Source organism: Novosphingopyxis sp. (assembly GCF_965218915.1).
Taxonomy (GTDB): Bacteria; Pseudomonadota; Alphaproteobacteria; order Sphingomonadales; family Sphingomonadaceae; genus Novosphingopyxis.
Genome location: NZ_OZ244708.1, coordinates 156076 through 168774, shown reverse-complemented (window position 1 = coordinate 168774; position 12699 = coordinate 156076). Strand labels below are relative to the sequence as shown.

Sequence of the window (12699 nt, the reverse complement as noted above, 5' to 3'; positions counted from 1 at the left end):
ACGCCCAGCGGTTTCCGAGACCTCAATTTCCGTGGAGGGAAAGATTTGACTGGCCACTACTCCATGCTAGACGCACGACCCTGAATGACGGATCGCAACAACAAGGATCGGCCGGTGGGCAAAGCGGAAAATCCGCGGCCGGGACACGGCTCCGCGCAGGGGAAAGACTCCGATCCGATCGCGCAGGCGCTGCGCAATGCTTATCAGTCGACCATCGATGAAGGCGTTCCGGACGATTTTCTCGACCTCATCAAGAAGCTTGACTGAGCGGACCGGCCATTCCGGCGGAAAATTTCCGATCGGGCGGACCGACCGAGCTCAACGGCAGCCGCATTTCGATGCACAATCCGCCATCGAGCCAATGTTCGGCCAACTCTCCGCGTAGCGCGTTGCGCACGCTGGTGGCGATCAAACGCGAACCGAAGCCGGGCTCGCCGCGCTCGTCGGTGCCGTCGCAACCGGTTTCGCGCCAGCGCAGGAACAGCTGGCGGTTCGGCTCTTCGCCGACGATGCGCCAGTGGACCGCCAGATGCCCGACCGGGCAGGACAATCCGCCATAACGCCGCGCATTGGCAGCCATTTCGTGAAGCGCCATCGACATGGCGAGCGAGGATTGCGGACCGAATTCGATATCCGGCCCCTCGATATCGATCCGGCCCGGCAAGTCGCCGCTGCCGAACTCCTGCTCCACCAGCAGTTCCAGGCCGATCGATTCCCAGTTGCGCTCGGTCAGCTTGCCGTGAATTTGCGCCAGCGCGGTCAGCCGTTCTTTCAGCACCTGCAACGCATCGTCCTTCGAACGATTCGAACGCAGTGCCTGCTCGACCAGCGCCATGACATTGGCGAGCGAATTCTTCACGCGGTGCTGCAATTCGCGCACCATATGCCGGGCGAACAGCTCGCCCCGCTCAGCCTCGGTCGCATCCTCGACGATCACGCTGACCCCGTCGACCTCGCCGTCGCGCAGAACCGGATACCAATCGATATCGAACACGCGCGCGCTGTCGCTGCGCTCGTTGATGAATCCCATCACCCGGTCGTGCCGGATCGGCACGCCGGTCTCCAGCACCCGCCGCAGCGATGCCTCGACCGTCTGCGCCATCTCCGCGGTAATCTCGGCCACGGTGCGGCCGAGATGCTCCGCGGCCGGCACGCCGTTTATTTCGGCCAGTCGCGCGTTGATCCGCTTGAAGCGACCTTCACGATCGAACGTCGCCAAACCGATCGGCGCATGATCGTAAAGCGCATCGAGTTCGGACTGGCGCAAAGCCAGTGCGGCGCGCAAATCATCGCGTTCCGCGGTGCGCTGCTTCAACTGCTTTGTTACGGCGCGCAGGCGCGCGGCAAGATTCTCGTCACCATCCGAATCCACGGCATGGGGAAGATCGCCGGCATCGCTGCCGATTTCTGGACTGCTTCGGCTCATTGGCCTGGCGTGCTCCGATGTGGCATTGCTGAAATCAATTCTCTCCACGGATTACGTTCAAGACGTTCATTTGGCCCCGCGTTTAACTAACAAAAATCAGCTTTCGGATCGCTGCAGGCAAGTCGCTGTTTTCAGCGATGTCGGCTCGGGGAACGCATCATCGGCAAGGCGGTTTCCTCACCACGCCGGTCAGGGCGCGGTTAGCGGAGAGCGCAGGTGGGCGAAGCCTTAATTTATGTCGACGACGACCTTCCCGGCATCATCCGCCAGAAGCAGGGCAAGGGCTGGTGCTATTTCGATCCTGAAGGCGGGCGTATCGCGGACCGGGACGAGATCGAGCGGTTGGGGGCCATCGCCTTTCCCCCGGCCTATCGCGACGCTTGGTTCAGCCCCGCCCCGAACGGCCATATCCTGGCGACGGGCTATGACGAAAAAGGCCGCAAGCAGTATCGCTATCATCCCGATTTCCGCGCGCGCAAGGAGGGCGAGAAGTTCGAGGCGTGCCGCGCCTTCGGGCACAAGCTTCCGCTGCTGCGCGCGCGGCTGGACGAGGATCTGACCGGTCGCAAGCTCGACCACGACCGGGTGGTGGCGGCGATGGTGCGGCTGCTCGACATCACCGCGATCCGCGTCGGCAACGAACAATATGCGACGCGCAACAAGAGCTTCGGCGCCACCACATTGCGCCGCCGCCATGCCAGCCGCACCGGCAAGACGGTGACGCTGCAGTTCAAGGCGAAATCGAACAAGCAGCGCGAGGTGGCAGTGACCGACCGGGCCCTTCTGGCGATCATCAAGAAGATGGACGATCTGCCCGGCCAGCATCTGTTTCAATATCTGGACGACGACGGCGCAGCGCATCCGGTGCTCTCCAGCGACGTCAACGGCTATATTCACGACACCATGGGCGAGGCGTTCTCGGCGAAGCATTTTCGCACCTGGTCCGCCTCGGTGCACGCGTTCGAACTGCTGGCGGACGGCGACGGGAAACTGACGCTCAAGGCGGTCATGGCCGAGGTGTCGAAAGACCTCGGCAACACGCCCACCATCGCGCGCAACAGCTATGTCCACCCCGCCGTGGTGGCGCTGACTAAGAACGGTCAGGCGGAATGGCGCAAAACGCTCGAACTGCCGCGCAAAACCAAATATTGGACGCGCTACGAACGCGGGCTGATCGATTTTCTGGATGGGTGGACGGCGAAGGACATGGTAGCGGAAGACTGAGCGGCGACCAACTCCGCCAAATCTCGTCATCCCGGGCTTGGCCCGGGATCCAGAGACCAGCGGCAGTGCCATCTCGCCCTGAATCCCGGACAAGTCCGGGGTTTACGCTTCGTCACGCTGCGCATGACGTGGCGCTCCGGAGTCTGGACCCCGGATCAAGTCCGGGGTTTACGCTTCGTCACGCTGCGCATGACGTGGCGCGTCAAAAGTCCCAGCAGATGCCTTCATGCTCCCAGTCGCCATAGCGCACGGGGCTCCGGCCCAGCTCGGCCCGGCGCTCCTCGCTGATCGGTTCGGGATCGGGCACCGGCGGGCTGGGCGGCAGCGGGTCGACCGGGTCGAGATGCGGCGGGCGCCGTCTGGCTTGGGGCCGGGCCATCGGATTGCCTTTCGCCATGGGTCTGGCTTTCAGTTGAACGAACGCGCTTATTTCATCTATCTGGCCCCATGTCTGGCCCCCATATCTGGCTATGCCGGACGCTTCGATCAAGCACGGATGCGATGAGGATGAAATGAACCAGCTCAAGCCGCTGAGGCCCGCCCGCAGCCCCCTCGATCCTGTCGGTCACGACCGCTGACCTCCACGACGCCCGTCGAAGGGCTTCCGGCCCGGCGCGCCGCTTTGCGTCTGATCGACGCCGTGCTGCGCCGAGGGGAATCGCTCGATCACGCGATGAACGGTGCGGTCAAGGGCATTGGGCGCGGCGACGACCGCGCGCTGGCGCTGGCGATCGCATCCGAAACGCTGCGCCGTCTGCCCGATCTGGATGCCATGATCGACAGCGCCACCAAGCGCCCATTACCGGACGACGCCAAGGCGCGCAGCGTGCTGCGGATCGCGCTGACCCAGGCATGGGTGCTGGGCACGCCGCAGCACGCCGCCATCGCCACCGCGCTGCCGCTGGTTGCCGGAGGGCCGCGGCGGCTGGTCCACGGCGTGTTCGGCACATTGATGCGTGGACAGGCTGAGCTGCCAGACATCCCGCGTCTTCCCCAGGAGACCCGGGCCCGATGGATGGCAAGCTGGGGGCCGGATTTCGTCGCAGCGGCTTCGCGCGCGATTGCCGCGCCGCCGCCGCTCGATCTCACCTTGAAGCCTGGGGAAGACGCTGTGGCCACGGCTGAAACACTCGGCGGCGTGTCGCTCGCGCCGCACCATGTCCGCCTCCCGCGCGGCGGCGAGCTGACCGCGTTGCCCGGCTTCGACGAGGGCGCCTGGTGGGTGCAGGACATCGCCGCCTCGCTCCCCGCGCGGTTGCTCGGCGAGGGCAATGGCCGCCGCGTGCTCGATCTGTGCGCCGCGCCCGGCGGCAAGACGATGCAGCTCGCCTCTGCGGGTTGGGCGGTCACCGCGCTCGACCAGTCGGCCAAGCGGCTCGGTCGACTGGACGAGAATCTCGCCCGCACCGGCCTCTGCGCCGAAACCGTCACCGCCGATGCGCTGCGCTGGGACGCGCCGCAGCCGTTCGACGCGGTGCTGCTCGACGCGCCCTGTTCGGCGACCGGCATCTTCCGCCGCCATCCCGATGTGCTCCACCGCATCGGCGAGCGCGACATCGCCGAACGCGCCGAACTGCAGTCCGCACTGCTGGACCGCGCGGCGCAGGCCGTCGCGCCGGGCGGAACGCTGGTCTATGCGGTGTGCGCGCTCGAACCCGAAGAGGGCGAGGCGCAGGCCGCCGCCTTCCTCGCGCGCCATGGCGATTTCGCCGTCGCGCCGATCATGGCCGAAGAGCTGCCGCAAAGCATCGCGCCGACGACGGGCGGATATTTGCGAACCGTTCCGTCGATGCTTGCCGAGCAAGGCGGGCTGGACGGCTTTTTCGTCGCGCGGTTTCAGCGGGCGGAATAAACGGCCGTCATTGCGAGGAGCCGCAGGCGACGCGGCAATCCAGGGTGGCTACAGCGCTGCAATGGCCCTGGATTGCTTCGTCGCTATGCTCCTCGCAATGACGAAAAATATGCGCGCAGGCGTTACTCTCCACTCCCTATGCACGCCTTATCCACAGACAGCCGCCCCGCAGCCGTTGCGATGTCACACGCGCGCCGCTAGGGGATCGCGATGGCGCACCCTGCCGTCCGCATCGCCCCCTCGATCCTGTCCGCCGATTTCGCGAAACTCGGCGAGGAAATCCGTGCGATCGATGAGGCGGACGCGGACTGGATCCATGTCGACGTGATGGACGGCCATTTCGTGCCCAACATCACGATCGGACCCGCCGTGGTCAAGGCGCTGCGCCCACACACGGCCAAGCCGTTCGACGTCCATCTGATGATATCACCGGTCGACCAGTATCTTGAGGCCTTTGCCGAAGCGGGCGCGGACATCATCTCCTTCCATCCGGAAGCCGGCGCGCATCCGCACCGCACCGTCCAGTCGATCAAGGCGCTGGGCAAGAAGGCCGGGGTCGTGCTCAACCCGGCCACGCCGCTGTCGGCGCTCGATTATCTGCTCGGTGACATCGATCTGGTGCTGGTGATGAGCGTCAATCCGGGTTTCGGCGGGCAGAGTTTCATCGAAACGCAGCTGGACAAGATCGCCGACATCCGCCGCCGCATCGACGCGTCGGGCCGCGATATCCGGCTGGAGGTGGATGGCGGGATCGACACCGCAACGGCGCCGCGCGCGATTGCCGCGGGCGCGGACGTGCTCGTCGCGGGCACCGCCACATTTCGCGGCGGGCCGGAAAGATATGCCGCCAACATCGCCGGTCTGAGGGGCCAATGACCGAGAACGAGCGCGAGGCTCCCATGGAGGAAGGCCGCGCGCTGATGGTGCGGGAATCCGGCCCCGCCGCCTCGCTCACCGAGCAGCTGGCCGAACTGTTCTACAAGCTCACCTGGCGCACGCCGCTGCACAAGATGCGGCTGACCGGCAAATTGCCGCCGCGCCTTTACGCCGTACCCGACGATCCGATGCCCGGCGACCGGTCGCGCGGCGACGCGCTGCGCATGGGTCGATTTCTTTATCGCGGGCTGCAATTACCGTTCGATGATGTCGAGCAAGAGCGCGACCGGTTGCCCTCCGACTTCCAGAACTACATCCACCGCTTCGCCTGGCTGCGCGATCTCGCCGCGGTGACGACGCGCGCGCAAGGGACCGAAATCGCCGAGCGGCTGATGAACGAGTGGCTCGATGTGAACGGGATGAAGGTCACCGAACCGGCCTGGCGCGCCGACAATTGCGCGTGGCGCTTCGTCAACTGGGCGTCTTATGCGCCCTTTATCCTGTCGAGCGGCGATCTCATCTATCGCAGCCGGGTGCTCAATGCGGTGGCGCGGGGCGCCCGCCATCTCGACCGCGCCGCCCAGCGCGCGCCGGAGGGACGGCACCGGCTGGTCGCCTGGGCCGGGCTGGTCGCCGCCGCGCTGCTGATCCCCGACGGCAAGGCGCGCAAGGTGGTCGGCGAGGCGGGGCTGGAAAAGGCCATCGCCAGCGCGATCTTCCCCGATGGCGGCATCGTCTCGCGCTCGCCCCTGGCGCTGGCCGAGGCCATCCACATGCTTTCGATCCTTCGCGACGCCTATCACAAGCGCAAGGAGATGGTCCCCGCGTTCATCGACCAGGCGCTCGAACGCGCGGTGCCCGCGCTCACCGGCCTGGCGCATGGCGATGGCGGCCTCGGGGCGTGGCAGGGCGCCGGCGTGTTTCCGCCCGACGAACTACAGGCCTTGGTCAAGGCCAGCGGCGTGCGCGCCCGGCCCGCGCGCCAAGCGCGCGACTGGGGCTATCAGCGCGTTTCGGCGAGCAAGTCGGTGCTGTTGCTCGACGCCGCGCCGCCGCCGCTGGCGCGCGAAAGTGCGGTCGGCTGCGCGTCCACGCTGGCGTTCGAATTCAGCCATGCGGCCGACCGGATCATCATCAATTGCGGCGGGGCCGCGCTGATCGGCAAGCATGTGCCGCTGGGCCTGTCGACCGGCCTGCGCTCGACCGCGGCGCACTCCACGCTGTGCCTGGCCGACAGCAACAGCACCTCGATCCTGCCCGGCGGCAAGCTCGGCCGCGGGGTCGAGGAAGTCGAGCTCGACCGGCGCGAGGTGGAAAACGCCACGCGGATCGAGGCGAGCCATGACGGCTATCAGCGCGCTTTCGGCTTCGTCCACCGCCGCCTGCTGATGCTGCGCGGCGACGGGATGGAGCTGCGCGGCGAGGACATGCTGCTGCCCGCCGGACCGCGCAAGAAACGAACCGGATCGACGCCGTTCGTGCTGCGCTTTCATCTTGGCGACGGGATCGAGGCGCAGGCGACCGAGAACGGCGCGGTGCTGCGCTTGCCGGGCGGCGGGATGTGGCAGTTCCGGCTGACCGGCGGCGGCCTGACCGTCGAGGACAGCCTGTGGGTCGATGCCCATGGCAAGCCGCATCCGACGGTGCAGCTGGTGGTGGCCGGGGAGGCCGAAGCCGGGGGAAGCTCGACCGGCTGGCTCCTGAAACATATGGGATAAGAGAATGAAAACGGTTGCGATCAAACGCGCGCTGCTCTCGGTTTCGGACAAGGAGGGTCTCGCCGAACTGGGCCGGGCGCTGGCGGCGCGCGGCGTCGAGCTGGTGTCGACCGGCGGCACCGCCAAGGCGCTGCGCGCGCAGGGGCTGGAGGTGCGCGATATCTCCGAACTCACCGACTTTCCCGAGATGATGGACGGGCGCGTCAAGACGCTGCACCCCAAGGTCCACGGCGCGCTGCTCGCCGTGCGCGATGATCCCGAACATCAGGCCGCGTTGAAGGCGCATAATATCTGTCCGATCGACCTGGTCGTGGTCAATCTCTATCCGTTCGCCGAGACGCTGGCGAAAGGCGCGGGCCGCGACGAGACGATCGAGAATATCGACATCGGCGGACCCAGCATGCTGCGCTCCTCCGCCAAGAACCACGCCTATGTAACGGTGGTCACCGATCCGGCCGATTACGACGCGCTGCTCGCCGAACTGGAAGAGCATGACGGCGCGGTCAGCCCGGAATTTCGTAAAAGCCAGGCGGCCAAGACATTCGCCGCCACCGCCGCCTATGACGCCATGATCGCGGGCTGGTTCGCCTTTGCCGATCAGGGCGAGCGGCTGCCGTCCAGCCTGCTGACTGGCGGCAGGAAAGCAGACGAACTGCGCTACGGCGAAAACCCGCACCAGCACGCCGCGCTCTACATTCCCGCCGCCGTCTCTGCGCGCGGCGTGGCGCAGGCGACGCAGGTTCAGGGCAAGGCGCTGAGCTATAACAATTTGAACGATGCCGACGCCGCGCTGGAGCTGGTCGGCGAATTCGCGGGCGGCCCGCCCACGGTGGTGATCGTCAAGCACGCCAACCCCTGCGGCGTGGCCAGCGCGGACAGCCTGATCGACGCCTATCGCGCCGCGCTGGAATGCGACAGCGTCTCGGCGTTCGGCGGCATCGTCGCGGTCAACCGCCCGCTCGACGGCCAGACCGCCGAGGCGATCACCGAAATCTTCACCGAAGTCGTGGCCGCGCCCGATGCCGACGACGCGGCCAAGGCGGTGTTCGCGAAGAAGAAGAACCTGCGCCTGCTCATCACCGGCGATCTGCCCGATGCCGCTCGCCCGGGCCTGATGATGAAGAGCATCACCGGCGGCATGCTGGTGCAGTCGCGCGACAATGGCCGGATCGGCGAGGCCGACCTCACCACGGTGACCAAACGCGCGCCCAGCAAGCAGGAGCTTGCCGACTGCCTGTTCGCCTGGACCGTGGCCAAGCACACCAAGTCCAATGCGATCGTCTACGTCAAGGACGGCGCGACCGCCGGGATCGGTGCGGGCCAGATGAACCGCCGCGACAGCGCGCGCATCGCCGCGGTCAAGGCGCGCGAGGCGGCGGAAACCTATGGCTGGAGCGAACCGCGCACTTCCGGATCGGCAGTCGCCTCCGACGCCTTTTTCCCTTTCGCCGATGGACTGCTGGCCGCGGTCGAAGCGGGCGCAACGGCGGTGATCCAGCCGGGCGGCTCGATCCGCGACGACGAGGTGATCGCGGCGGCGGATGAAGCCGGGCTGGCGATGGTATTTACGGGCATGCGCCATTTCCGGCACTAGCGCCTATCCCCGCCCCCAAGCCGTAAGTCCTGAGCCTGTCGAAGGACGGCTCTCGTTTGAGAGCTAGTCCTCGTCCGTGAAGCGCCCTTCGACAGGCTCAGGGCTATGGATTATGGGGAGATGGGGCAGCCCCCCAATAACGCCTCGTTAACCATCCGTTAGAGGATTTCCGTCACTTCCTTGCGTGTCACGAGACACCGCAGGGGAAGAGACCAGATGTCAGTGCAGGACGAACTCACGCGGACCGGGCCGGTCGACGTCGCGATCATCGGCGCGGGGCCGGCCGGGCTGACCGCCGCCTATCTGCTGAGCAAAAAAGGCTACAGCGTCACCGTCATCGAAAAGGACACAAAATATGTCGGCGGCATCAGCCGCACCGTCGAGGTCGACGGCTATCGCTTCGACATCGGCGGCCATCGATTCTTCTCGAAGTCCAGGGAGGTCGTCGACCTCTGGAACGAGATCCTGCCGGACGATTTCATCCAGCGCCCGCGCATGAGCCGCATCTATTACGAGGGCAAGTTCTACAGCTATCCGCTGCGCGCGTTCGAGGCGCTGTGGAATCTGGGCATCTGGCGCTCCACCTTGTGCATGGCCAGCTACGCGCGCTGGAAGCTGCTGCCCAACAAGACGGTGCGCAGCTTCGAGGACTGGGTGGTCAACCAGTTCGGCCACAAGCTCTATTCGATCTTCTTCAAGACCTACACCGAAAAGGTGTGGGGCATGCCGTGCGACGAGATGTCGGCCGACTGGGCGGCGCAGCGGATCAAGGGGCTGAGCCTGGGCGCGGCGGTGATCGACGGCCTCAAGCGCTCGCTCGGTCTCAACAAGATCAACGACGGCAGCGGCGCGCAGGCCAAGACGCTGCTCGAAACCTTTCGCTATCCGCGCCTCGGCCCCGGCATGATGTGGGACGCCGCGCGCGATTTCGTGGTCTCCAAAGGCAATGAAGTCCGCATGGGCCATGCGCTCAAACAGCTCGCACAGGATGCGGACGGCAATTGGCGCGTCACCGCGACCACCGCGGATGGCGGCGAAGCGGTCATATCGGCCAAACATGTTATCAGCTCCGCGCCGATGCGCGAGCTGGCCGCGCGCATCCATCCGCTGCCCGCGACCAGCCTCAACGCCGCAGAGCTGAAATATCGCGATTTTCTCACCGTGGCGCTGATGATCAAATCGGACGATCTGTTCCCCGACAACTGGATCTATATCCACGACAGCAAGGTGCAGGTCGGCCGCGTGCAGAATTTCCGCAGCTGGTCGCCCGAAATGGTGCCGGACGAAAATATCGCCTGCGTCGGCCTGGAATATTTCTGCTTCGAGAATGACGGCCTGTGGTCCTCTTCAGATGAAGACCTCGTCGAACTCGCCAAAAAGGAAATGGCGATTTTGGGCCTGTGCAAGCCCGAAGACGTGGTCGGCGGCGCGGTTGTGCGGCAGGAAAAGGCCTATCCGGTCTATGATGACAGCTATGCCGAGAATGTGGCTGCCATGCGCGGCGAACTGGAGGCGCGCTTCCCCACGCTGCACATGGTCGGCCGCAACGGCATGCACCGCTACAACAATCAGGACCACGCCATGATGACCGCGATGCTGACGGTCGAGAATATCGCGGCGGGCGAACGCGTCTACGACATCTGGCAGGTCAATGAGGACGCCGAATATCACGAGGCGGGCAATGAGGGCGAACGGGCCCGCATCGCCGCCGATCGCAGCGCCGCGCTGGCCTCCGAACGCGACGTGCCGCGTCGCATCGCCGCCGAAGCCGGTGCGGTCGACCGCGCCGCCTGACCGGACGAACCGACCATGCCGATGATCATGCGCCTTGCCCATGCCGGCATCCGCTTCGGCTTTCGCGTGGTGTATCTGCGCTATGTCATGGCCAGCGCCGTTGCGCTCGCCGTCGACATGGGGCTGTTCCTGCTCTTGATCGGCGCGCATGTTCCGCCCACCGCCGCCTCGGTGATCGGGTACAGCACCGGCATTCTCGTCCACTGGACGCTCTCCAGCCGCGCGGTGTTTACCGAGGCGCGCGCAAATGGGCCGAACGGGCAGCATAAGCAGCGCGTGCTGTTTCTGCTCTCCGCCCTGCTCGGCCTTGGCCTCACCGCGCTGATCGTCGGCGGCTCCCAGCGGCTCGGCATCGATCCGCGGCTGGCCAAACTGATCGCGATCGGCGTCAGCTTCCAGGCGGTGTGGCTGCTCCGGCGGCACGTCGTCTTCGCGTCATGACGCCGCTTCCCGCGCGGCGTCGGCGCTGGGATTTTGGCGCCATCCTGCTGTCGATGCTGGCGCTGACCGGCTTCTTCCTGCTGTTCCAGAACAACGGTTTTCGCGCGCTCGATTTCGCCGATCCGGACGACGCGCTTAGGCTGGTCGAGGTGCGCGACTGGATGGCGGGGCAGAGCTGGTTCGATGTCAGCCAGCACCGCATCAACCCGCCGTTCGGGGGGGAGATGCACTGGTGGCGGATGCTCGATATACCGATCGCGGCGTTCATCTGGCTGTTCGGGCTGTTCCTGAAACCGCCCGTGGCCGAACATGTCGCGCTGATCATGTGGCCGCTGCTGCTCTACGGGATATTCCTTGCCGTCCTGGCCCGCGTCCTGCGCCGGCTCGGCGGCGATGCCTTGTGCTGGCTCGGCCTGCTGATGCCGGTGTCGATGATCTTCCTGATCCGGCAGTTCTCGCCGCTCAGGATCGATCATCATGGCTGGCAGGTGGTCGCGGCGACGGCGCTGCTCGCGCTGTCGCTGGGCACGCGCAGTTCCGTCAAAGGGCTGCTCGCCGGGCTGGTCATGGCCTTTTACCTCTCGATCTCGCTCGAGGCGCTGCCCTATTTCCTGCTGCTGGGCGGACTTTACGCCTGGGCCTATTGGCGCGATCCGGCGGGCTGGCCGATGCTGCGCGGGTTCCTCATCGCCTGCGCCATCGGAACGATGGTCTCGCTACCGGCCTCGCGCGGCTGGGAGGCGCTCGCCATCACCCATTGCGACGGCCTGTCGGCACCCTATTGGAGCGCGCTCGCGGCGGCGGCGATCGCGATGCTGCTCGGCGCGCGGCTGATCGGTCACGGCACGGCGATGCGCCGGCTGGCGTTGCTCACCGTCACCGGAATCGCCGCGCTCGCCGCTTTTCTGTGGGTCGCCCCGCAATGCAGCAGCGGGCCGTTCGCCGCGCTCGATCCGCTGGTGCGGCAATATTGGTATCTCAACGTGCTCGAAGGGCTGCCGCTCACCGCGCAGGACCCCGTGACCATCCTCTACAGCATCATTCCCACGCTGATGGGTCTGCTGGGCAGCGTTCTGGCGATCCGCGGGGCCGAACAAAGCTGGCGGGCCAATTGGCGGGTGCTGCTCGTGCTGCAGATCGGCGCGGCGGCGGTTTCGATATGGGTGATGCGCGCGATGTATGTCTCGCACGCGTTCGCGGTGCCGGGCTGCGCGTTTCTGGCGCTGACCATATGGCACCGGGCGCGGCGCATCGATCGGGTTTCTCTGCGCGTGCTCGCGTCCGTGGCGGCGGTGCTGGCGGTGCCATCGATCCCGCTCGCGATCATCTCCAGGATCAGCGACACCGAAGCCGCCGATGGCGGCAACGGCCAGGGCCTGCGCATCGACCCCTGTTTCCGGATCGAGAATATCGCTCGGTTGAACCGGATCGCACCGGCGACGCTATTCGCGCCGATCGACCTCGGCCCCGCGATCCTCACCGATACGAGCCACAGCGTCATCGCCACCGGCCATCACCGCAACCAGGCGGCGATGGCAACGGTGATCGGAGCGTTTCTGGGAGACGAGGAAAAAGCGCGCCAGCTGGTGACATCGAGCCACGCCGATCTGCTGATGGTCTGTCCGGGGACCGAGGAAATGCGCGTCTACGTCAAGGCGGCGCCCAAGGGCTTTGCCGCCCGGCTAATCAAGGGCGATGTGCCGGGATGGCTCGCGCCGATCGATCCCGGCACCCTCGGACCCTACCGCGTCTATAAAATCCGCAGGTAAAGTGG

11 protein-coding genes are annotated in these 12699 nt (G+C 66.0%); 9 read left to right on the top strand and 2 right to left on the bottom strand.

Translation table 11 applies throughout. The annotated features are described in order from the left end of the window. Window positions 1–114 precede the first annotated feature (114 nt). Window positions 115–267 carry a NepR family anti-sigma factor gene (locus tag ACOQPC_RS00895; protein WP_420606797.1) on the top strand — a complete coding sequence of 51 codons (153 nt, stop codon included), beginning with the start codon at window positions 115–117 and terminating at the stop codon, window positions 265–267. Here the strand turns inward: ACOQPC_RS00895 and ACOQPC_RS00890 are convergent. After that, a complete protein-coding gene (locus ACOQPC_RS00890; protein WP_420606796.1) occupies window positions 251–1426 on the bottom strand; it encodes a sensor histidine kinase in 1176 nt (391 codons plus the stop codon). The genes ACOQPC_RS00895 and ACOQPC_RS00890 overlap by 17 nt on opposite strands. Window positions 1427–1642: 216 nt before the next feature. On the opposite strand from ACOQPC_RS00890, the gene ACOQPC_RS00885 reads away from it, so the two are divergent. Continuing rightward, a complete protein-coding gene (locus ACOQPC_RS00885; RefSeq protein ID WP_420606795.1) occupies window positions 1643–2650 on the top strand; it encodes a DNA topoisomerase IB in 1008 nt (335 codons plus the stop codon). 202 nt (window positions 2651–2852) lie between these two features. Here the strand turns inward: ACOQPC_RS00885 and ACOQPC_RS00880 are convergent, their stop codons facing one another. Continuing rightward, on the bottom strand, window positions 2853–3047 hold the full coding sequence (locus ACOQPC_RS00880) for a DUF1674 domain-containing protein (RefSeq protein WP_420606794.1): 195 nt from the start codon (window positions 3045–3047) through the stop codon (window positions 2853–2855). A gap of 177 nt (window positions 3048–3224) precedes the next feature. Between ACOQPC_RS00880 and ACOQPC_RS00875 the strand changes: the two genes are divergently transcribed. The 7 genes from ACOQPC_RS00875 (at window position 3225) to ACOQPC_RS00845 (ending at window position 12694) form a co-directional block, all read left to right on the top strand. After that, the gene (locus ACOQPC_RS00875; protein ID WP_420608178.1) at window positions 3225–4502 is read left to right on the top strand and encodes an RsmB/NOP family class I SAM-dependent RNA methyltransferase; all 1278 of its coding nucleotides are present in this window, start codon (window positions 3225–3227) and stop codon (window positions 4500–4502) included. Between the two features lie 210 nt (window positions 4503–4712). Further along, the gene (gene rpe / locus ACOQPC_RS00870) at window positions 4713–5378 is read left to right on the top strand and encodes a ribulose-phosphate 3-epimerase (RefSeq protein ID WP_420606793.1); all 666 of its coding nucleotides are present in this window, start codon (window positions 4713–4715) and stop codon (window positions 5376–5378) included. Then, the gene (locus ACOQPC_RS00865) at window positions 5375–7096 is read left to right on the top strand and encodes a heparinase II/III family protein (protein WP_420606792.1); all 1722 of its coding nucleotides are present in this window, start codon (window positions 5375–5377) and stop codon (window positions 7094–7096) included. Before rpe ends, ACOQPC_RS00865 begins: the two co-directional genes overlap by 4 nt. A gap of 4 nt (window positions 7097–7100) precedes the next feature. Further along, entirely contained in the window at window positions 7101–8690 is a 1590-nt protein-coding gene (gene purH / locus ACOQPC_RS00860) for a bifunctional phosphoribosylaminoimidazolecarboxamide formyltransferase/IMP cyclohydrolase (protein ID WP_420606791.1), read from the top strand. A 216-nt stretch (window positions 8691–8906) separates the two neighbouring features. Continuing rightward, window positions 8907–10484, top strand: coding sequence for an NAD(P)/FAD-dependent oxidoreductase (locus ACOQPC_RS00855; RefSeq protein WP_420606790.1), 1578 nt, complete (start codon window positions 8907–8909; stop codon window positions 10482–10484). A gap of 15 nt (window positions 10485–10499) precedes the next feature. Further along, entirely contained in the window at window positions 10500–10925 is a 426-nt protein-coding gene (locus tag ACOQPC_RS00850) for a GtrA family protein (protein WP_420606789.1), read from the top strand. Next, window positions 10922–12694 (top strand): hypothetical protein, encoded by a 1773-nt coding sequence (locus ACOQPC_RS00845; RefSeq protein WP_420606788.1) that lies wholly within the window; start codon window positions 10922–10924, stop codon window positions 12692–12694. Before ACOQPC_RS00850 ends, ACOQPC_RS00845 begins: the two co-directional genes overlap by 4 nt. Window positions 12695–12699: the final 5 nt, after the last annotated feature.